The sequence below is a fragment of the Shewanella sp. VK101 genome, assembly GCF_056497865.1.
On the sequence record NZ_CM151402.1, the window covers coordinates 825952 to 846438 of the forward strand.

Sequence of the window (20487 nt, forward strand, 5' to 3'; positions counted from 1 at the left end):
GGAAAGGGCGCTTCGGCGCTCTTTCCCCATTGCCGACAGCACTGTAATTGAGGCGTGATTCAGCCGCGGCTTTTTCCCTCAAGCACTTTGAAGCACACTAAAAATCAGGCATAGTGCACTCTGGTCATTTGCTCGATACTCAAGGATGACTGTGAGAACTTTCCTTTCTCGATTAGGATGTTGTAGCCAATGAGTTTGTCTGTTTATCAGTTGAAATCCCGCTTTCAGGGCCTACTGAGGCCACTGGTTACCCGTCTGTATCGGCGCGGCGTCAGCGCCAATCAAGTCACGGTATTGGCGGCGCTGGGTTCTATACTGCTGGGAACCCTGTTGCTTATCTGGCCTCATCCTTGGCTCTTTGCCCTCATCCCGATTTGGATGCTGAAAAGAATGGCGCTCAATGCCATAGATGGCATGTTGGCCCGCGAGTTTGGGCAGCAATCCCGTCTCGGCGCCTATCTCAATGAGCTCGCCGATATTGTTTCGGATGCGATACTCTATCTGCCTTTTGCCTTGCTAGGTGGTGTGGAACCTGCACTGGTGATCGCCCTGACCTTACTGGCCGTTGCCTGTGAATACGCCGGGGTGCTAGGCCTGATGGTGGGGGCAGAGCGCCGCTATGATGGCCCCATGGGCAAGAGCGATCGCGCGTTTGTCTTCGGTATTCTGGGGCTGGCCGTCGCCTTGGGTTGGTTGACGCCATTCTGGCTCAATTTGATCCTGTCATTGGTTCTCCTGTTACTCTGCCTGACCATATTCAACCGGGTAAAATCCGGTTTGAAGCAGGGCGAGAGCGCAAGTTAAGTTGTTTATCAAAGGAATGAAATATATGGATAATGCCGCAAGGGTACCCGAGGAACACTTTTTTACTACCCATGATGGATTCCAGCTGTTTTATCGTTTCTGGCCGGCGCTGGAAACCAATGAACAAGAGGATCCCGGGGCCGTGTTGCTGTTTCACCGTGGCCATGAACACGGTGGCCGAATGGCGCACCTGGTGGATGAACTGGCGCTGCCTGAGCAGGCTTTTTTCGCCTGGGATGCCCGTGGTCATGGGCAATCACCGGGCGCCAGAGGCGACAGCCCCTCCTTTGGTACCAGTGTCCGCGACATTCAGACCTTTGTGGAACACATAGAGGGCAAACATGGTTTCAGCCAAGAGCAGCTGTGTGTGGTGGCCCAAAGTGTCGGTGCCGTGCTGGCCAGCACCTGGGTGCATGACTATGCGCCTTCTATTCGTGCGCTGGTGCTGGCGTCGCCGGCCTTCAGCGTCAAACTCTATGTGCCTTTTGCTATCCCTGGGCTAAAGCTGCTGAGGAGCCTCAAGGGCAACTTTTTCGTCAACAGCTATGTTAAGGCCAAGCTGTTGACCCATGACCCAGCCAGACAATACAGCTTTGAGACAGATCCACTGATCGCCAGGCCGATCTCGGTCAATGTGTTGTTGGGACTTTATGATGCCGCTGAAAGGGTGGTGGTCAATGCCCAGGCGATTACTGTACCGACTCAGGTACTGATCTCGGGCGCCGACTATGTGGTTCGGCGCAAGCCGCAGCAGCAGTTTTTTGAGCGTTTGGGTTCCCAGCGTAAAGAATTGCACCTGCTGCCCGGTTTTTACCATGACACCCTGGGAGAGCTGGACCGGGCCGACCCGATAGCCAGGATCAGACGCTTCCTGCGGGCCAATATCGCCTCGCCGCAGGCGGAAGTGAATTTGTTGCAGCAAGATAAATTTGGCCCGAGCTGCGCCGAGAGCGAATCGCTCGCCGCCCCTCTGCCCGAGGCTTCCTGGCAGGCCAAATACTGGCAAGCCACCCGCGCAGTGATGAAGCTGGGGGAGAAATACTCAGAGGGCATTGCCCTGGGTTTCGAGCGCGGCTTCGATTCGGGCAGTACCTTGGATTATGTCTATCGCAACACACCCTCCGGCAAGGGGGAGTTTGGCCGCTTTGTCGACAAACAATATCTCAATGCTATTGGCTGGCGCGGCATACGCCAGCGTAAACGCCATATCGAAGAGTTGCTGGCGCAGGCGCTGTCGACGCTGAGAAAGGAAGAAAAGCCGCTGCATTTGATGGATGTGGCCGCCGGACATGGCCGCTATCTGCTGGAGAGCCTGGCAAATAGCGATATCAAGCCCGATTCTGTGCTGCTGCGTGATTACAGTGATATCAATATCCGCGACGGCCGCGCCCTCATTGATGAGCTTGGCCTCAGTGACATAGTACGCTTTGAAAAGGGCGATGCCTTCGACTTTGATTCGCTGGCGGCGGTCGAGCCCAAGCCTACCCTGGCGGTTGTCTCCGGCCTCTACGAGCTGTTTGGTGACAATGAGATGGTGTCCCGCTCCCTGGCGGGTATTGCCGCGGCGCTGGCGCCCGGAGGCCTGCTTATCTACACGGGTCAGCCCTGGCATCCGCAGCTGGAATTCATCGGCCGGGCCCTGACCAGCCACAGAGACGGTCAACCTTGGGTGATGCGTCGCCGCAGTCAGCAGGAGATGGATCAACTGACCAAAGCCAACGGTTTTCACAAGTTGACTCAAAGAGTGGATGAGTGGGGCATATTTACCGTGTCCATGGCGCGTAAGGCCGACTGATGCCTGAGCTGCCCGCCCGTCGACGCGAGGTCGGCACCATTCGCCGTGGCCTGCCTTGGCTGGCCTTGTTGGCGCCGTTTTTCTTTGCCAGCTATGGTTTTGCCAATTGGTATGCCTCGCAGCAAAGTGAGGTTCCCAGTCTGGTGTTTTCCTGGGAGCATGCCATTCCGCTCTGGCCCTGGACCATAGTGCCTTACTGGTCGATAGATCTTCTCTACGGCCTGGCGTTTCTGCTCCCCCTCAGCCGCAAGGGGATAGACAGACTGGGGCTCAGGCTGCTGAGCGTACAGCTTCTGTGTATCGGCTGTTTTCTCATCTGGCCCCTTAAATTCAGTTTTGAGCGCCCGCCGCTCGACGGCGTTTTTGGTGGTTTGTTCGATCTCCTGATGGGGTTTGATAAGCCCTTCAATCAGGCGCCCTCTTTGCACATCGCCCTCTTGGTGGTGCTCTGGAGTGAATACAGTCAGCGGGCCAAGGGCGCCTGGCGTTACCTGCTCCACGGCTGGTTTGCCTTGATTGGCCTGTCTGTGCTGACGACCTGGCAACATCATTTTATCGACCTGCCCACAGGGCTGGCGGCCGGTCTGTTCTGCCTCTGGCTGTGGCCACGAAATTCGTTCAGCCGCTTGAGTTTGGCGAGGGAACCCCGCAGGCTCAAGCTGGCAACGGCTTATGGCGTGGGCGCCGTCTTGCTGCTGCTCGCGGCCTTGCTCTGGCCCATGAGTCTCCTTGGCATGCTGCTGTTTTGGCTGGCCTTGGCGCTGGCCATGGTGGCGCTCAATTATCTCCTGTTTGCCGCCGCGGGTTTTCAAAAGGGTGAGTTGGGCCATCCCAGCTTCGCCAGTCGCTGGCTGTTGTTACCTTATCGTTTGTTTGCCTGGCTCAATATCCGTTTCTGGACCGGTGGCCAGGTGGCGGCGCAAGAGGTGCTGCCCGGGGTTTGGCTCGGGCGCATGCCCACCATGAGTGAAGCGCAGCAATATGATGCCATATTGGACCTCTGCGCCGAGTTGCCCTTTCCCTATTCGGGCAAGGCCTTGCTGACACCCGCTCGGGGGATGACCGAAGGCAAGCTCAAATGGTATCAGCCTATGCCCATGCTGGATTTATGTTTGCCGGATGAACAGGACTGCCTGGAAGCGGTCAGGCGGCTCGAGTGTTTGCGCACCTCAGGTACTCTACTTGTATGTTGCGCCTTGGGTTATGGCCGTAGCGCCCTGGTATTGGCGGCCTGGTTGCTGCTGAGCGGTCGGGCCGGCAGTGCCCTGGATGCCGCAAAGATGATTGCCGCCGTCAGGCCCAAGGTGGTTTTCAAGCCAGAGACTCTGGCTTACCTAGAGCGGCTCAAGTCCGGTTTTTGCCCACCCGAGGTGCAACATGCCTGAGTCGCAGCAGCGGGATCTGGCAAAATTGGTGGCCACTTTATTGGGCAATGCCGCGCCGCTGCGCTGGTTCAGTGCGGTTTTGATGTTGGCACCTTTGCTGCTTCTCTGGGGCGGCAAGCTTCAGGGATGGTCGGAACTGCTCAGCGCCCTGTTGATGGTGCTTTTCGGACTGGCCGGACAGTATTTTGGCCTCAGAGTAGCGCTGGATGCCAAGTTGTTTGCCGCCCTGGCAGGGGAGCATTCCTGCGAACGTCTGGATCACAGCATGCAGCAGCTCGGCTGGCTTAAAGAAGAGCAGGCCGGTCGCAGCATGCTGCTGCGCGCCCAAGGGGCGCAGGCGCTGCTAAAGCGCCTGTTCCTTTGCTTTGCCGGGCAGGCCGCCGCGTTGGTGTTGTTACTCGTCTGGCGCTTTTTCCTGTAAGAGGAGTTTACCCTTATCTATGGATACCCTAATCGGCTGGCTCGCGGGATTGACCGCCTTTGGGATCACCTCGGCGGCCAGGTTGGTCACCGGTGCCCGCGCCCTGTGGCTTGGCTGCCGCGCCAATCACAATCAGCGGCTCTACTTTGCCAATCACAGCAGTCACGGTGACTTTGTGTTGCTGTGGGCATCACTGCCTGCCTTGCTGAGACGCAAGACACGTCCGGTTGCCGGCGCCGAGTATTGGCAGAAGACGGCGCTGAGGCGCTTTATTATTCAGCGGGTATTCAATGCCGTGCTTATTCCAAGAGAGAGCCATGGTGAGGGCAATCCCTTGGCGCCGGTGGAAAAGGCGCTGGCCGAGGGCGACTCGCTGATCTTCTTCCCGGAAGGAACCCGTAATCTGAGCGAGGCGCCATTGTTGCCGTTCAAGAGTGGAATCTATCATCTGGCACACTCGCGCCCGGATCTGGAGCTGATCCCCGTGTGGATTGCCAACCTCAATCGCGCCATGCCCAAGGGGCGTTATCTGCCGTTGCCGCTGCTCTGCACTTTGAGTTTTGGTACGCCTATCAAGCTGCAGCCGCAGGAAACCAAGGTGGCCTTTCTCGAGCGTTTGCGTTTGGCACTATTGGCAATGTCACGGGAGGAAGTATGAACCAGACACTGTGGTTGTTTGCCGGTATTGGCCTACTGCTGGTGGTAGCGACCCTGATAGGTCGTTTGCTGGCCTGGCGTAAGGGCAACAACGCCGTTATTGCCAATCTCAATGCCAGAATCGATGCCTGGTGGATGATGGTGTTGGCCATAGGTATCGCTTTCCTGTTCGGGCTCTATGGGGTGATATTGCTGTTTGCCCTGGTATCTTTCTATGCGCTCAGGGAGTTTTTAACCCTGACACCGACCCGGGCCAGCGATTATCCTGCCCTGGTCGCCGCCTTCTATTTTGCCTTGCCGGTGCAGTATCTGCTTATTGCCATCCATTGGTACGGCATGTTCAGTATCTTTATTCCCGTGTATCTGTTCCTGCTGATGCCGATTCTGGCAGCACTTGGCGGCGATACTACACGTTACCTTGAGCGTACCGCCAAGGTGCAGTGGGGGCTGATGATAGCCGTTTATTGTGTCTCGTCAGTGCCGGCGCTGATGACCTTGAAGATTGAGGGTTATGAAGGGCGTAACTTGCTGCTGATCGCTTGGCTCATTCTGGTGGTGCAACTCTCCGATGTGCTGCAGTATTGCTGCGGCAAGCTGTTTGGCAAACGCAAGGTGGCACCCAAGCTGTCACCCTCCAAGACCCTGGAAGGCCTGGTCGGTGGGGTATTGCTGGCGACGCTGGTGGGTACCTCGCTGTTCTGGATCACCCCATTTACCCCCTGGCAGGCGGCAATCATAGCTTTACTGGTGAACCTGCTCGGCTTTGCCGGAGGACTGGTGATGTCGGCCATCAAGCGTGACCGCGGCGTCAAGGATTGGGGCCATATGATAGAGGGCCACGGCGGCATGCTGGATCGCATGGATTCTGTCTGTTTTGCCGCGCCGGTTTTCTTCCATGTGGTGCGCTATTGGTGGGTGTGACCTTTCTATAAAGTCGAAGACTCATAGCGGATAAATGCGCTTTTTGTTGTTATTTGTCGGCAGTAAGCTGGGGCTATTCCAAAGTGAAGGAGCCCAATGATGAAAATATTGCAAATACTGCCGGCGCAACCCACCTCTGACGGCGATGGGGTCAATATCAGCCGGGTCGCCGATTTTCAGGCTCTGGCGTTGGATCCCTATCTGATGCTGGATGAGATCCGCTCCGACGATGAACGCGATTATCTCGGCGGTTTTCCGCCGCATCCCCACCGCGGTATGGAAACTTTTACCTATATCCGCAAGGGCGGCTTTGAGCACAGGGATCAACTGGGCAATGTCCGCGCCATCCGAGAAGGCAAGGTGCAGTGGATGAGTACCGGCCGCGGTGTGGTCCACTCCGAAATGCCGCTGGCCGATGCCAAAGAGGGGTTGCATGGCTTTCAGATCTGGCTCAATATGCCGGCCAAAGACAAGATGCGGCCGCCCAGGTATCAGGATAGCGCTGCCGATGAACACCAACAGCTTGAAACTGACGGCGCCAGCCTGAGACTGCTGGCCGGTGACTGGCGTTTCGCCGGTATTGAAGCCAGTGCTCCCTTGACCGGGTTGGCCGGCGATGCGGCGATTGCCGATTTGACGCTGGCGCCTGATGCCCAAGCCGAGTTGGATCTCAGTCATCTGGGGCGACTGGCGCTCTATCTGCACAGTGGTGAATTGCAACTGCCGGATGGCAAACAACTGGCCGCCGGTAATATGTTGCTGCTCGACAGTCGTTATCCTCTCGAGCTGCAAGCCGGTTTCAAGGGCGCGGGCCTGCTCATTCTGGCCGGTAACCCCATTGGTGAGGCCGTGGTGCAGATGGGGCCTTTTGTGATGAATACCCAGGCGGAGATCCTGCAGGCCATTCGTGACTACCAAAACGGTGATTTCGGTGAGATCCCATCCGGTTCCGTTTAACTGACATAGGCAACAGACGGCTGCTTTGCTGTGGCCGCCTCTGGCCTTTTATTTGCCCAAACAACACATCAGTGCTGACACAAATGTAAATTTTTAAGATTTTTTCGTTAAAAAGTCATTTGGAATACGGTGCGGTTAACCTGTGATAGGTTTTGCCCAACCCCACCTTTGATTGATTTTAAAGGTTAGCCTGGGCCTGATTGTTTGCTCCTTTCTCAAAAAGTTACCAAAAGTTAAACTTGTGGCGCTTTTTATAAAACATTCTTGTTACCTTGGCTGAATTTTGGCTATCTTGTCGGGAAATATTTTGCCTGTAACAATTATGAGAATCATTCTCATTGATCAGGTTTTATATGCAATACCCCGCACCTTCTGTCGTGGCTTTGGCTGTGGCAGCCGTACTCTTTTGCGCCGCATCCGGCGCCGAAACGCTAAATAAACAAGCGCCCTCTTCGAATGAGTCGCCCGAAACCAGCGCGGTTGTGACAGTCAAAGACAGAGCCGATAACGGTTTGGATGGCAAAAGCACTCTGGATGAGCAGATGATCCGCCGTACCCCTTCGGCCGATGGCAACTTGAGCGACTTGGTCAAATCCAACCCTGCGGTGCGCCTGGAGGGTCTGGATGAAGGGTTTAGTGGCGGTGAAATCAAACCGTCGAAGATCTCCATCTATGGCGCCGAGTCTGAACAGACAGCGTTTCTTATTGATGGCATCAATATCAACAACGATCTGGATCCCAGCTCAGGCCTGTTTGACGGCAGTGTCGGGGTCTTGCCGGGGATGAGCTCAGAGCAGGCCTATTTTTTCGATGCCGCCATGCTGGCCGGGATCACCGTCTATGACAACAATGTGCCGGCCAGCCTGGGGGGCTTTACCGGCGGGGCCGTAGTGGCCGATACCCTAAGCTACAACGGCGTCAACGGCGGCCAGCTGCGTTACCGTACCAGCCGCAGCAGTTGGACCAGCCAGAAGGTTGATCCCAATATTAACGAGTTTTTGCAGCAGGCCAGGCCCGACGGGGGCAAGGCCATCTATCAGCCCGATTTTGTTAAACACAGTTATTCGGGGCAGTGGCAGCAGGGGATTAACGACGAGCTGGGTATGGTGCTGGCCTTTGGTCAACGCCGCTCCAGCATTCGCCAGAGCCGGATCATGGATGCAGAAGGTACGGTTGATTCTCAGGATCAGAGCCGCAGATCGGACAACCTGTTGTTGAATCTGGCCTGGATGCCGGATCCCCTGACCCGAATCGACTGGGACTGGCGTTATTCGGCCTACCGTGAAGGCCTGTTTATGGGCGAGAACATAGACAATGACTTTGAAGACAGCCACTCGGCACTGGGGTCGACCCTGAGTCTGGAGCGGGAGTTCAGCCTGGGAAGTTTGTCCCTCAAGGCGGCCTACGACAGCTTTGAGGATGAGCGTCACTCCCAGAGTGATACTGTGCTGGTGATCAGTGATGCCGATACCGGGCTGGATTACCAGAAAGGGGGCTATGGCGACAGTCGTCTCAAGCAGCGAAATCTGCAACTGCTGGCCGATGTCAGCTTCAAACGCCTCTATTGGGGCGATGTCAGTCACAGCCTGGAAACTGGCTTGAGTTTCCAGCAGACTGACTATGATTTTTACCGCCCAAGGGAGGTCAATCAGGAGATCCGCTTGATAATGTCGGGCATGGAGATGCCGCTCGATGAACAAACCGTATTGGCCGGCAGCATAGACACCCGACACCGCAACTCGGCGGCTTATCTGCAGGACACCATTAAATTCGGCGCCTGGCAATTCCGCCCCGGGTTGAGGCTTGAGCATGATGACTACCTGAATAATCTCAACCTGGCGCCGCGGCTGGCACTCAACTGGGATGTCGTCGAGGGCACCCGGGTGGATATCGGGCTTAACCGTTACTATGGCCGCTCTTTCGCTTCGATGAAGCTGGCGGATGAAATACTTAAACTCAGCCAGGATCACACCCGCAGATACGAAAGCATCAAGGATCTGAAAACCCCCTTCTCCGATGAGTTGACCCTGGCGCTGCACCAGAATCTGGGCAATTTAAGCCTGAGTGGTCGCTATACCCTGAGGGACTATCGCGATCGGCTGGTGACCCATAGAAGCCAGGTAGGCAGCGTCAAGGTGGACGACTATCGCAATGGCGAAGACTACAAGGTTCATGTCTACACCCTGCAACTGAATAACATAGCGCCGCTGACCTTAGGTGCCAGTCAATGGGAGTGGTCGCTGGCGGCCGATTGGCTGGAGACAGATCGCAACGATCTGGATAAGGCGATGAACCCGGATGAGGCGGTGATGCTCGATGGCGCCATGATGAGCCGTCGCCAGATGGAGCAGAAGGTCAACTCATCCCAGGAAGAGTGGATGGTGCGTCTTGGGTTGGATATGGAGTTACCGGCCTGGAATATCACCTGGGGCAACAAGCTTTATGTCAAGGCGCCGGTACGGGGATATGAGTCGGTAAACAGCCAGGCGGCGCTGGAGATGTACCGCAGCTATGACTTCGGCAGTCACACCCAGTGGGATAGCCGTATTCGCTGGGAGCCGCAGGCGCTGGGCGGTGAGGTCTATCTGCAGCTGGATATCAACAATGTGCTCAACCAGGTACGCCAGTATAGCCTCAAGGCCAACCAGAACGGCGAATACGGCCTCTATACCCCAGGGCGTCAGTTCTGGCTGGAAGTGGGTTATCGCTTCTAAACCCTGAGTGGTGGTGATGGGCAGCTTCACCGGAAGCTGCTTTTTTGTTGAGTTCTGGAAATCCTGAGATGATTGTTAAAACACGATTCGGCCGCCTGATGATGGCGGCGATGGCTTGCCTGCTGGCGGCCTGTCAAACCAGCGAGATGCTGCCTCTGAACAGCGATCCTGACTTGGTTCAGGGCCGGCTGGACAATGGCTTTCGCTATTATCTGGCCCCCAACGATGCCCCGGCCAAACGCGTGTATCTGCGTCTGGTAGTCAACGCCGGTTCCATGCATGAAGATGACGACCAAAGGGGCGTGGCCCATATGGTCGAGCATATGGCCTTTAACGGCAGCAAGCACTTTAAGGGCAACAGCGTCATCAGCGCGCTGGAGGATGCCGGGCTGAAGTTTGGCATAGATGTCAATGCCTTCACTGACTTTGAAAATACCGTCTATCTGCTCAATCTGCCGGATAACCGGCCGCAGACTCTGGAGCTGGCGCTTAGAATTATTGCCGACTGGGCGGCAGAGGTGAGCATTGCCCGCGACGATCTCGATGCCGAGCGTGGCATAGTGCTGGAGGAGTGGCGGGCAAGGCTTGGGCCTATGCTGCGTTTGGGGGACAAAAAGTCTGCCATCGAAATGGCTGGTTCCCGTTATGCGACGCGCGATCCCATAGGCGATCCCGAAACCATACGCCAGGTGTCCGGTAAGCGGGTGGCCGACTTTTATCGCCGCTGGTATCGGCCGGATAATATGGCGCTGGTGGCGAGCGGTGATATAGATGTCGCCAAGTTCAAGGCCATGGTCGAGCAATATCTGGGAGCCATGCCCACGGCCACTACACCACTGGAAACCGTGGACTTTGGCATATCGCTGCAAGATGGCCTGAGGGCCGCCAAGGTGCATGAAGTAGGCGCCGAAGAGCCGGCGCTGGAGCTGAGCTTTTTCTCGCCGCTTGAGCCGGATTATTCGCGGGCCGGTTATCGCCGCGAGCTGGCCGAGCAGATAGCCGGGCGTATGCTGAATCTGCGTTTGCAGCAGTGGGAGAAGCAACATCAAGACTGGCTGCTGTCGGGCGCTTTCTTCTCCTAGGCCATTGGCCGCGAGACCAGGCAGAGCATTTTCACCTTGCAGCTCAAGAAGGGTGAGTACCATAGCGCCGCCAGTGCACTGTTTTATCTTCTGGCCACCCTCAAGCAGCATGGTTTCAGCGATAAGGCCGTGGCTTCCCAGCTGAAACGCCAACTGAAATTGGAACAGCGCCGCGCCGATAAGGCGGTTTACAGCATAGATATTGCCGGCGACCTGGTCACTACCGCTGCCAATCTCGACCCCTGGTTGAGCTATAAAGACAGAGCCCGGCTCAACCTGGAGCTGATTGGCTCGCTGACGACCGAGGATATCAATCAGGCGCTGGCGCGTTTAACGGCGCCAAGTTCCCGCTTATTGCTGCAGACTCTTGGGGCCGGGGAGATATCGGCACTGACGAGTGCTGAAGCCAATGCATTATGGCAGCAGAGTATGAGCAGGCAGCACAGCGACTTTGAAGCCGGGCAACAGACCGCTGAGATGCCCGAGTTCAAGGCCGAGGCCGGCAGCAGTCGCTTTATCGGTGAAGCCGCCGATGGACGCCTGAAGGAGTATCGACTCAGCAACGGGTTGCGTCTGGTATTCAGCCAATCTGATCTCAACCCAGGTGAAGTGCATTTCAAGGCCTTGACTGTCGGGGGGATGGGCAGTCTGGCGCCTTCGGAGGCGCAAAAGCTGCGTCTGGCTGTGAACCTGGCAGATGAGTTCGGCGCCGGCGAGGTGCCGCAGCAGGCGATCATCAACTATGACAGCGACTATCCTCTGGTGCTTTCCAGTTTGCTGGACGGCCAGACGCAAGGCTTTTCCGGCTGGGCCCACAGGGATGATCTGGCGGCGCTGCTGCAGCTGTTTCGCTTCAAGTTGCAACAGGTACAGTTTGCATCGAATGCCTTGAAGCACTGGCGCGAAGAGTATCAGGCGACCCGGGCACAATATGCCAATGACCCTGGGGAGCAGTTTGCCCGCACCATAGATGCCAAGCGCTATCCCGGAGTGCCGACGGTTTACAACCCGGATCCCGAGTTGCTGACTACCCTGACCGAGGATGAGCTGCTGGCCGATTATCGCCGTCACATGCTGGGTAATACCGACTTTATTCTGTTCTTTGTCGGCGATATCGACGAGGCACGCCTCATTCACTTAGCCGAGCAGTATCTGGCGGGGATTGAGGTAAAAAGGGAGGCGCGCAAGCAATACCAAATTCGGCCGGCGACCCCAAAGGAACGTCTGCAGATGCCTGTCTCAGGTGAGCCCAGAGCCGAAACAGAAGTCTATCTAACCTCCTATCCGCAGCCTTGGTCAGCAAAGCAAGCTTATCAGTTGTCGTTCATGGGGGAGCTTATTCAGGAGCAGCTGAGGCTCAAACTCAGGGAGGAGGCCAGCGGCGTTTATGGGGTAACCGCTTGGTTCTGGCAGGAGCCGGGGGAAGATTTCAGCTCGGGCCGTATCAGCTTCAGCAGCGATCCGGAGCGGGTCGATGAACTGATCCAGCAACTGCATCTGGTGCTCAAGCGAATGGCTGATGAGGGCGTATCGCCCCATTCGCTGGAAAATAAGCGCCGTCAACGTCAGGACAGGCTGCAGCGGGAGCTTAAATCCAATCTCGGTTGGCTGGAGGCGGTCAGCCAAAGCTATATGACAGTGGGCGGGCCGCAGCAGATAGGGCAAAACATTCGCTTCAATGATGAGGTCACAGCCGCCGAGCTGAATAACCTGCTTAAGCAGTTTATCCGGCAAAGCCGGGTCTTTGAGGCCGTGATGCTACCGGCAAGCGAGTAAAACTCAGGCAAAAAAGCGCCACCCCCGGGGTGGCGCTTTTTTTGAGAGTTGGAAAGTGGGTGAGTAAGAAGTGATAGAGCGTTGGCGAAAACTTAGATCTTGCCTCTGAGCTTGGCCAGCACATCTTTTTGTTTTAACTGGCTCATGGCTAAGTAGGCCACAGGCACCACAAACAGCGAGAAGAAGGTGCCCATCAACAAGCCACCCACCAGTACCAGGCCTATGTTTATCCGTCCAAGAGAGCCGGGGCCAGAGGCTATGGCCAATGGGATGGCGCTGAGGATCATCGCCAGCGAGGTCATCAAAATAGGACGCAGCCTTGAGCGGGCGCTGGCCATGGCGGCATCGAGGGCACTTTTGCCGGCCTGGCGCTGCTTATTGGCGAACTCGACCAGCAAGATCCCGTGTTTGGTTACCAGACCTACCAGAGTCAACAAACCTATCTGGGAATAGATATTCATACTCTGGCCAAAGAGGTTGAGAGTCAGCAAGGCTCCCACCAGACACAGGGGCACAGTGAGGAGAATGATCAAGGGATCGACAAAGCTCTCAAACTGCGCCGCCAGGATCAGATAGATAAACACCAAAGCCAGCAAAAACAGTGACTGAGTGCCTGCCTGGGAGTCCATCAGTTCTTTGATTATGCCGTTGTAGGCATAGCCCTGTGATGGAGCCAGCAGCGACGGCAGTTGCTCATCCAGCCAGAGTTTGATCTCTCCCGGGGAGTAACCCGGCATAAGATCGGCGCTGATTAGGGCGGCGTCGCGACCCATAAAGGTCTTGATATTCGACTCAGCGGTTGCCTGCTTTATGGTGACAAATTGCGACAGCGGCAGCGCCTCACCCGATTCAGAGGTGACATACAGCTTACTGAGCACATTGAAGTCGCCCAGCATCTCCAGGTTAACCTGAACCTGGATAGGGTAGGTGAAGCCGTCGTCCGAGTGCAGATCGGCGGCTTTGACCGAGCCTAAAAAGGTCGACAGCGCATTGGTTACATCGCTGTAGCTGGCGCCGGAAAGGATCACCGCATTGCGATCTATGCTGAGATCGAAGCGTGGCAAGTCTCTGAGGGTCGAGTTGTTGATATTGGTCAGCCCGGGATAGTCCTCCAGCAGTTTAACCACCTTCTCGGCGGTGTGGGCCAAGGCATCTTTGTCTCTATCCAGCGTCATCAACTGCAGTTGCAGATTGGTGGGGATATTCAAGCCGTCGGCGGAGCGAACACTGAACGACATGTTGTAGGCCGACACCTGCTGTTTGGCCTTGGCTATCAGTTGATCTATCACTTCGGCGGCGGTGTCACTGCGTTCTCCCCAAGGTTTCAGCAGCACATGGTTGACCGGGCCGCCTTCGATATAAGCCAGATTGGCGGCTACATTGGGGTTGTCATCCATAACGCTGTTGAGCTCGGCGTTGTGATTCAGATGATATTGGCGGCCAACGCCGGTGGGGCCCTTGGCGCTGGCGTCAATAAAGCCGCTGTCTTCTGTGGGCAGCAGTACCTTGGGCATGTACCAATAGAGTACGCCACCCGAAACGACCAGCAGCAAGGCGATTCCGGCCAACAGACGCTTACGGTTGAACCAGAGATCCAGTTCCTGGCTGTAGCGCTCAATCAAACGCTCCAGCCCCAACTCGACCCGCTGAAACCAGGCCGGGTGTTTGTGGCTTTGCTGAATCAAATAGGCACTCATCATGGGCGAGAGGGTCAAGGCCACCACCCCTGAGATGATCACTGCCGCCGCCAGAGTGAAGGAAAACTGGCGGAACAGATCGGCCGTCAGTCCGGACATCAAACCTATCGGCAGATAAACGGCAGCCAGTGTCAATGTCATGGCTATGATGAGAAAGATGATCTCCTGGCTGCCCTTGATTGCAGCGTTAAAAGGCGTTTCACCTTTTTCTATATGGCGGTAGCAGTTTTCCACCACCACTATGGCGTCGTCCACCACCAGACCTATGGCGAGGATGATTGCCAATATGGTCAGTACATTGATAGTGAACCCCAGCCAGGCCATAACGGCAAATACCCCTATGACACAGACGGGAATGGTGATAATCGGAATCGAAGCGGCTCTGAGTGAGCCGAGAAACAGCACCACAATCAGGGACACCAGCACTATGGCTTCCAGTAAGGTAGAGAATCCCTCTTCGATAGAGGCTTGAATAAAGTCGGCTTGGTTATAGACCAACTGCATCTTGAGACCGGCCGGCAAATGGTGTTGCATCCTGTCGATTTCGGCACGTATGGTTTGCGCCACTGTCACAGGGTTGGCGTTGGCCAGCGGCAGAATTTGCAGCGACATCGCCTGATGTCCGCCAATGCTCAAAAGGCTGGGCCGCAGGCTCTCCTCGCCCATCACGACATTGGCGATATCCTTCACCCGGATTATTTTGCCGTTATCGACCCGGATTACCAGATCGCGAATATCTTCTATGTTTTCAACCTGGCTGAGCGGGTTGATGGAGAAGTCGCGGGACTTGCCCACTATGGTGCCCGAGGTAAAAGTGGCGTTATAGGTGCTCAGGGTGGCCACCACATCGGCGGCCTTGATATTGAGCGCCTTCATCTGATCCGGGTTCAGCCAAACCCTGGCGGCGCGCTGTGAGCCGCCATAGGGGCCCCATACAGCGCCCACACCGGACAGATGTTTGAATTGAGGTACAAGCTGCTGGCTGATGTAATCATACATCTGCTGCTTGGTCATACCGCCCTCGTTGACAAAGCTGATGATATTGCTGGCGGAATGGGTCGCCGACACGTCATCTGTCACTCTGGGCTTGTCTATCATGCTTTGGGGAAAGTCGTTGATGGCTTCAACGCTGGAGCGCAGCTTGTTCATCAAATTGGTGTATTCGATGTCATCTATCTCTTTGCTGAAGTTGATGGACAGAGTGCAGCTGCCTTCCTGACAGTCGGTGGTCATGGTATCGACCTTATCCAGCCCGGAGGCGGCGTCGATAAGCTTATCGGCGACATTCTCGGACATGAATTCGGCGCTGGCGCCATTGATGGATGCGCTGACCGAAGCCGAGTGAGTGTTGTAGTCAGGGAAGTATTGAATCGGCAGTTTGCCGAAAGACACCAGGCCGATCAGCACTATCATTATGCTAATCACCGAGGCGAAAATTGGGTGGCGAATACAGATTTCCGGCAGGCGCATCAGAGTTGGTCCTCTTCGGTGGCCAATAAGGCATTGGTCAGGACTCTGACTTCACCTCCCTCTTGCAGATTCTGCATGCCTGTTCGCACCACAGTATCTGAGTTTTGCAGCCCCGACTTGATGATGACATAACCGTCATTGGTGTTGCGCCCAAGTGACACAGGGCGCTTGCTGACTTTGTCGCCTTGCAGTACCCAGACAAAGCGTTCTTCATTATTGGCAATGACGGAATTTTGTGGCACCAACAAGTGCTTGATCCCCTTGCTGAATATCTGTTTGACGTTGGCAAACATTCCGGGAGCCAAGGCATGATCCGGGTTCTTCAGTTGCGCATGAACCTCCACCCTGCCCGAACTCTCATCGACAGCCGGCGCTACATAGCTGACCAGTCCTTTGAACTCGCGTCCCTTGTAGGCCTCCACTGTGAGATGCACCTCCTGACCTCGCTGCGCCTTGCCGAACTCGACTTGGCTGATGGCAAAATGCACTTCAACCGGATCCAAGCGGTACAGGGTTACCAGAGGTGTTTCTGCGGTTATTTGGGCACCGATAGAGGGGGTAAAGGAAGTTAATTGGCCATCGAAGGGGGCGATGAGGCTGTAATCGGCGAGGGTGGCCTGTTTCTGTTTGAAATCGGCGGCGGCCAGTTGCACATTTTCTTCCAGCTCATCCACATCTTGTTTTGACAGTGAATCCGGCTCTTTGGCCAGCAGGCCTCTGACTCGCTCCAGTTTGGTTTTCGCCAGAGCCAGCGTGCTGCGGGCCTTGTCGACATCGGCTTGCGCCTTGACACTGTCGAGTTCGGCAATCAAGTCACCCTGTTTGACCATGTCTCCGTTTTTGAAGTGGATCGCCGTGAGTTTGGCGCTGGCGTTGAAACTGAGGGCCACAGAGTCGATAGCCCGAATTTTACCGACTTCGTTGGCGACATCTCTAAAGGATGCCTGTTTCACCGCTTCTACGGTTACCGGAGGGGGTTGAACCTCCTGCGCCGAGAGTGATAGGGAAATTGGCAGACAAAAGATCAGTAACCAAAGACTGGAGCCTGAAAGTGTTTTCATAAACGCCCTGTATCATGGATTAAGCGGTAAGCAATTCAGTTTACCTTAATCAGGATCCAGGGCATTCCGACAATTTAAGGCATTGGTGATCTATCTTTGTGATTTTTGATCCCAATAGAGATTTTCAAGCACTAATTTGCCTGAATGTAGCACCCAGGACGCGCGGCTGTGGCAGCCTTGCAATCTGAGTGTTAAATCAGCTTTGCAATATCTTGAGTGGCAGTCCCAGCATGTCATCACCGCTGCCGGCCAGGTGCCAGATAACAGCCACCAGGGCCGCCACTGTCAGTAGATACCAGACAATGGAAAACACTTGCCCATACCTGTCCAGCGGCAGCAGATGACTGTGATGACGCTGTTTCCACTCAAACAGAATCTCGGCGCTGCCTATCAACAACAGGAACCCCAGCAGTGCCAGCCCCAGACTGTAGCTGATAAATACCCCTATGGCAGCACCCAGAATACAGACGATAAGGCCGATGGCGCTGTTCATCGAAAAGCTGATGCTCTTGAGAATATGCCCGCCATCTAGCGGCAAAATAGGCAGCAGGTTGAACAGGTTGAGCAAGGCGTTAAAGGCCGCCAGACCGGCAAAGAAGGGATTGCCTGTGATCCAGTAGGCCACGAGTGCCGCCAGGGACATCAACAGGCCAAAGGTTGGCCCCATGATGGAGATCACCACGTCTTGCCAGCGGGTGTTGATCTTCTCATCGGACAAGGCCAGGCCGCCCATGAAGGGGATGAGGTAGATACCCTTGGTCTTCATGCCAAAATATTTCATCGCCCGGATATGGCCGTACTCGTGAAACACCAGGCAGGCTATCAGAGCCAGGGCAAACTGCAGGGAAAACAGCCAGGAGTAGGCGGCAATACTGGCTCCTGCCAGAACGACCTTGATCACCTTGGCGCTCTTGAGCAGTTTGAAGCCCAGAGACACCAGCCCCACCAGACTCAGTTTCTGCTGTTTTACCGGCGCTATGTCCGGTGTTTGCCGCTCAATATCTTTGCTATTGCGGCTGCCTTCAATCGTGACTTGCTCATCGATGAGCAAGCGATAGCTCAGCTCAAAGGGTTGCCAGTTGAGCTGGGTTTCCAGGCGTACCTTGATGCTGCTGCCATCGGCGCGACTGAGGCTGAACTCATGGCTGCCAATGCCTTGGTCATCGGCGCTGGCGGCTTGTTGTGAGACTAATTGGTTATCCCAAAAAAGTTGCTGCCAACCCGCCATGGAACCTTCCAGCCTCAGGGGCTTCCCTAAGCAATCTATTTTCAGAAGTTGCAAATCTATGACTCCGGTGAGAGAAAACGCGCCGATTATACCCATGGGCACCGGGCTTTGTCAGGGAAGGTGCGAACATGTCCGTGGGGGCTTTGCATCGGCTTACAGGTTTGGATACAAGGCGCAGTTCGCAGTAAATGGCCCCAGTCCTTTGCCAGAACGCCTTAGAGACTGTCGAGATAACGCACCATCTCCAGTCCTTGGGGAAAAGTGATAAAGGCTAACTTGGCAACGCAGCAACTGCCGAGCGCGGCGGCGTGCTTTTGCACCAACAGCTTGAGATCTGTGAGTTCGAGCTGTGCATGGCTCGGGCCTATTTGTGGCAATGAGGCCAGTACAGGTTCGTCACAGCGAATGGCCGGAAGTATGGGATAACATAAGCCGCCGGAATCTATCAGTTGATCACCCTGGCAACTCAGGTGTTGATTCAGGCAGATATATTCCAGCCAGTCTCTTTCATTCTCGAGATACACCAGTTCGTCCGAATCTGCCGGTTTCAGAATGGCTGGCCAGGCTGGCTGTGTCATAGGGGCTCCAGGAATAAGTTGTCTCCAACACCTTATCACAACGGCCTGGCGTTGCGATTAATTATCCCGCGCCGAACCGAGGCCCGGTTTAATATCAGCCGCGACTGCTGTAGTCGAAATGGACTTCTCCGTTTTGGTTTTGAACCACACAGGGGCCATGTTCCCTCTGGGTGCGCTGTTGCGCCGGGCCTATGTGAATTTCCACATTGGAGTAGATATGCTTCAGGGCTTCGACAAAGTAATGGCGATAGTAGCCTTCGGTTTCCGCCTTCAGCAGCTCGAGTTCGGTTTCTTCCCGCACTCGCTCATCATCGACACGGTGTTTCTCTTCCAGCATCATTTTGACCTGCTCGACCATGGCTGGATCTGCCTGCCATTCGCTCTTGGGTGGCAGTTTTCTCAGTCTGGCTTCCATATCCAAACCGGCTACCACCAAAACCCGGACACTTTCTTCCAGATCTTTGAGGTTTTGGCGGTACTCCCCCAAACGCATGGCGCAGAAGAGATCTGTCTTGGTATCCGCTGTAGCGCCTATGGCGACGGCCTTGATGCCTTTTTCCGCCTTGGCAATTCCTCCCACCAGATCTCCGCGGCGGCCGTTGGCGTCGCTGACTGTGAGTTTACTGTCGGTACGGCTATTGCTGTGCAGCAGCTGCTTGGTCACCAGGATATCGCCCTGGCATTGGAGATCGGAATATTGCACAAACTGGGCCGATATCTGCCCCTTGGCTCTGATTTGGGTCGACAACTCATTGGCGCGGATCTGCCTGCCTATGATGCCCTTGCTGACGGTTACATCTCCTTCGGCCATCAAGGATGCCGAGTCGACAAAACCCATGACAGTGATATCGCCACTGCTCTTGACCTGCATCCCCTCGTGGACATCGCCACTGATAAGGATACTGCCCTTGAAGTCGACATTGCCGTAGCCCACGTCCACATCTTTTATCTGCAATACATCATCTACCTGCATGCCGTTGCGGACTTCCACCGGCTGACCGGCAACCGTGGCGATAAGCTTATTGCTGTCTTTGGCGCTGAACTCTGTACCTTTGCCGGCTACCATCTCCAGATCTTTCCCCGGCTTGGCCGGCAATACTTCGCCGAAAACATTGTATCCTGGGGTGCCCTGAGTGGCGGGGATCCTTTCCATCAAGAGATCGCCGGCATTAACCATGATGACTGCGCCCAGGTTACGCATGTCCACTGTGCCATCCTCCCGCTCCTGTGGGTGCAGCAGGCGCTCACGGGCCAGGGGCACTTTGCGATCCAATCTGGCATGGTTGCCGTTCACCGCCGCCTTGCCACAGGCAATAGTGCCTTCTATGGTTTCGCCCGGTTTACTCTGCTTCAGGCGTTTGAGCATGGTTTCTATCTTGATTTTCGACAGTCCCATGCAGATCTTCTCTTCTTTCAGGCGGCGAAGAATGTCCGGCAAGGTGATCTCTTTACCGCCCCAGGCGGCAGTGAGAGTCATACCGGCTTGCATCTTATCTTTACTGGGCTGGAGTGATATCTGGCCGTCACGGCGCTCGGCTATCTGAAAGAACTGCTCGAACTGACCATCTTCTTCGGCGTAAAGCTTATTGACGTCCTTGACGGCTTTGGCGATTTGACTGTCCAGCGGACAGAGATTGGCGAAGTCTGGTAGGGCCAACAGATGACGTATGGCTTCCTCGGTCACGGGGCCATGGGTTTTGGGGATGAGCCTCAGCTCGGCAAATTGCTTATTGCTGCTGAGTTCAACGAGATCCGGCGCCAGCATATTAAAGTTATCCAGGTTAGTTATACCCTTCCTTTTCGAAGTTTAAACATCGAGTACCAAGCTGTTTGTTGACGCCATAACTATGCTATGGCGAGACAACAGGCGCGTATCGACTGAATCAACTCCTGTACGGAATGGTACTATTATTATTTTCCCGACTGCTGTTGAGTATAGCA

Annotated in this window: 15 protein-coding genes; 10 read left to right on the forward strand and 5 right to left on the reverse strand. The window is 55.4% G+C overall.

What is annotated here, in order from left to right; all coding sequences use genetic code 11:
• The first annotated feature begins 189 nt into the window (after positions 1-189).
• From ACSHSR_RS03760 to ACSHSR_RS03805, 10 genes are all read left to right on the forward strand, one after another.
• Positions 190-804 carry a CDP-alcohol phosphatidyltransferase family protein gene (locus ACSHSR_RS03760; RefSeq protein ID WP_479631265.1) on the forward strand — a complete coding sequence of 205 codons (615 nt, stop codon included), beginning with the start codon at positions 190-192 and terminating at the stop codon, positions 802-804.
• Positions 805-829: 25 nt separating this feature from the next.
• Positions 830-2599: a bifunctional alpha/beta hydrolase/class I SAM-dependent methyltransferase gene (locus ACSHSR_RS03765; RefSeq protein ID WP_479631266.1), complete on the forward strand. Its 1770-nt coding sequence runs from the start codon at positions 830-832 to the stop codon at positions 2597-2599.
• A complete protein-coding gene (locus tag ACSHSR_RS03770) occupies positions 2599-3984 on the forward strand; it encodes a phosphatase PAP2/dual specificity phosphatase family protein (protein WP_479631267.1) in 1386 nt (461 codons plus the stop codon). Before ACSHSR_RS03765 ends, ACSHSR_RS03770 begins: the two co-directional genes overlap by 1 nt.
• Positions 3977-4405 carry a hypothetical protein gene (locus tag ACSHSR_RS03775; RefSeq protein ID WP_208168528.1) on the forward strand — a complete coding sequence of 143 codons (429 nt, stop codon included), beginning with the start codon at positions 3977-3979 and terminating at the stop codon, positions 4403-4405. The genes ACSHSR_RS03770 and ACSHSR_RS03775 overlap by 8 nt, the downstream gene beginning before the upstream one ends.
• A 19-nt stretch (positions 4406-4424) precedes the next feature.
• Complete coding sequence (locus ACSHSR_RS03780; RefSeq protein WP_025889733.1) at positions 4425-5063, forward strand: lysophospholipid acyltransferase family protein; 639 nt, start codon at positions 4425-4427, stop codon at positions 5061-5063.
• A complete protein-coding gene (locus ACSHSR_RS03785) occupies positions 5060-5983 on the forward strand; it encodes a phosphatidate cytidylyltransferase (RefSeq protein WP_025008904.1) in 924 nt (307 codons plus the stop codon). The genes ACSHSR_RS03780 and ACSHSR_RS03785 overlap by 4 nt, the downstream gene beginning before the upstream one ends.
• Before the next feature lie 99 nt (positions 5984-6082).
• Complete coding sequence (locus ACSHSR_RS03790; protein ID WP_028779480.1) at positions 6083-6940, forward strand: pirin family protein; 858 nt, start codon at positions 6083-6085, stop codon at positions 6938-6940.
• A 353-nt stretch (positions 6941-7293) separates the two neighbouring features.
• Positions 7294-9654, forward strand: a complete 2361-nt coding sequence (locus ACSHSR_RS03795) for a TonB-dependent receptor plug domain-containing protein (RefSeq protein ID WP_479631268.1) — start codon at positions 7294-7296, stop codon at positions 9652-9654.
• A 68-nt stretch (positions 9655-9722) separates the two neighbouring features.
• Positions 9723-10736 carry a M16 family metallopeptidase gene (locus ACSHSR_RS03800; protein WP_479631269.1) on the forward strand — a complete coding sequence of 338 codons (1014 nt, stop codon included), beginning with the start codon at positions 9723-9725 and terminating at the stop codon, positions 10734-10736.
• Positions 10737-10772: 36 nt separating this feature from the next.
• The gene (locus ACSHSR_RS03805; RefSeq protein WP_479631270.1) at positions 10773-12512 is read left to right on the forward strand and encodes a M16 family metallopeptidase; all 1740 of its coding nucleotides are present in this window, start codon (positions 10773-10775) and stop codon (positions 12510-12512) included.
• A gap of 92 nt (positions 12513-12604) precedes the next feature.
• Here the strand turns inward: ACSHSR_RS03805 and ACSHSR_RS03810 are convergent, their stop codons facing one another.
• The 5 genes from ACSHSR_RS03810 to ACSHSR_RS03830 all read right to left on the reverse strand — a co-directional run bounded on the left by ACSHSR_RS03810 (position 12605) and on the right by ACSHSR_RS03830 (position 20311).
• Complete coding sequence (locus ACSHSR_RS03810) at positions 12605-15679, reverse strand: efflux RND transporter permease subunit (protein WP_479631271.1); 3075 nt, start codon at positions 15677-15679, stop codon at positions 12605-12607.
• On the reverse strand, positions 15679-16740 hold the full coding sequence (locus ACSHSR_RS03815; RefSeq protein WP_144191491.1) for an efflux RND transporter periplasmic adaptor subunit: 1062 nt from the start codon (positions 16738-16740) through the stop codon (positions 15679-15681). Before ACSHSR_RS03815 ends, ACSHSR_RS03810 begins: the two co-directional genes overlap by 1 nt.
• A gap of 196 nt (positions 16741-16936) precedes the next feature.
• Positions 16937-18064 (reverse strand): site-2 protease family protein, encoded by a 1128-nt coding sequence (locus ACSHSR_RS03820; RefSeq protein ID WP_479631272.1) that lies wholly within the window; start codon positions 18062-18064, stop codon positions 16937-16939.
• Positions 18065-18183: 119 nt separating this feature from the next.
• Positions 18184-18546 (reverse strand): DUF4144 family protein, encoded by a 363-nt coding sequence (locus tag ACSHSR_RS03825; protein WP_054743541.1) that lies wholly within the window; start codon positions 18544-18546, stop codon positions 18184-18186.
• Between the two features lie 94 nt (positions 18547-18640).
• A complete protein-coding gene (locus ACSHSR_RS03830; protein ID WP_071238439.1) occupies positions 18641-20311 on the reverse strand; it encodes a DUF342 domain-containing protein in 1671 nt (556 codons plus the stop codon).
• Between the last annotated feature and the right edge of the window lie 176 nt (positions 20312-20487).

Coding starts and splice junctions, on each gene's coding strand:
- ACSHSR_RS03760 (WP_479631265.1), top strand. CDS start 190: ATGAGTTTGTCTGTTTATCAGTTGAAATCCCGCTTTCAGGGCCTACTG.
- ACSHSR_RS03765 (WP_479631266.1), top strand. CDS start 830: ATGGATAATGCCGCAAGGGTACCCGAGGAACACTTTTTTACTACCCAT.
- ACSHSR_RS03770 (WP_479631267.1), top strand. CDS start 2,599: ATGCCTGAGCTGCCCGCCCGTCGACGCGAGGTCGGCACCATTCGCCGT.
- ACSHSR_RS03775 (WP_208168528.1), top strand. CDS start 3,977: ATGCCTGAGTCGCAGCAGCGGGATCTGGCAAAATTGGTGGCCACTTTA.
- ACSHSR_RS03780 (WP_025889733.1), top strand. CDS start 4,425: ATGGATACCCTAATCGGCTGGCTCGCGGGATTGACCGCCTTTGGGATC.
- ACSHSR_RS03785 (WP_025008904.1), top strand. CDS start 5,060: ATGAACCAGACACTGTGGTTGTTTGCCGGTATTGGCCTACTGCTGGTG.
- ACSHSR_RS03790 (WP_028779480.1), top strand. CDS start 6,083: ATGAAAATATTGCAAATACTGCCGGCGCAACCCACCTCTGACGGCGAT.
- ACSHSR_RS03795 (WP_479631268.1), top strand. CDS start 7,294: ATGCAATACCCCGCACCTTCTGTCGTGGCTTTGGCTGTGGCAGCCGTA.
- ACSHSR_RS03800 (WP_479631269.1), top strand. CDS start 9,723: ATGATTGTTAAAACACGATTCGGCCGCCTGATGATGGCGGCGATGGCT.
- ACSHSR_RS03810 (WP_479631271.1), bottom strand. CDS start 15,679: ATGCGCCTGCCGGAAATCTGTATTCGCCACCCAATTTTCGCCTCGGTG.
- ACSHSR_RS03815 (WP_144191491.1), bottom strand. CDS start 16,740: ATGAAAACACTTTCAGGCTCCAGTCTTTGGTTACTGATCTTTTGTCTG.
- ACSHSR_RS03820 (WP_479631272.1), bottom strand. CDS start 18,064: ATGGGTATAATCGGCGCGTTTTCTCTCACCGGAGTCATAGATTTGCAA.
- ACSHSR_RS03825 (WP_054743541.1), bottom strand. CDS start 18,546: ATGACACAGCCAGCCTGGCCAGCCATTCTGAAACCGGCAGATTCGGAC.
- ACSHSR_RS03830 (WP_071238439.1), bottom strand. CDS start 20,311: ATGCTGGCGCCGGATCTCGTTGAACTCAGCAGCAATAAGCAATTTGCC.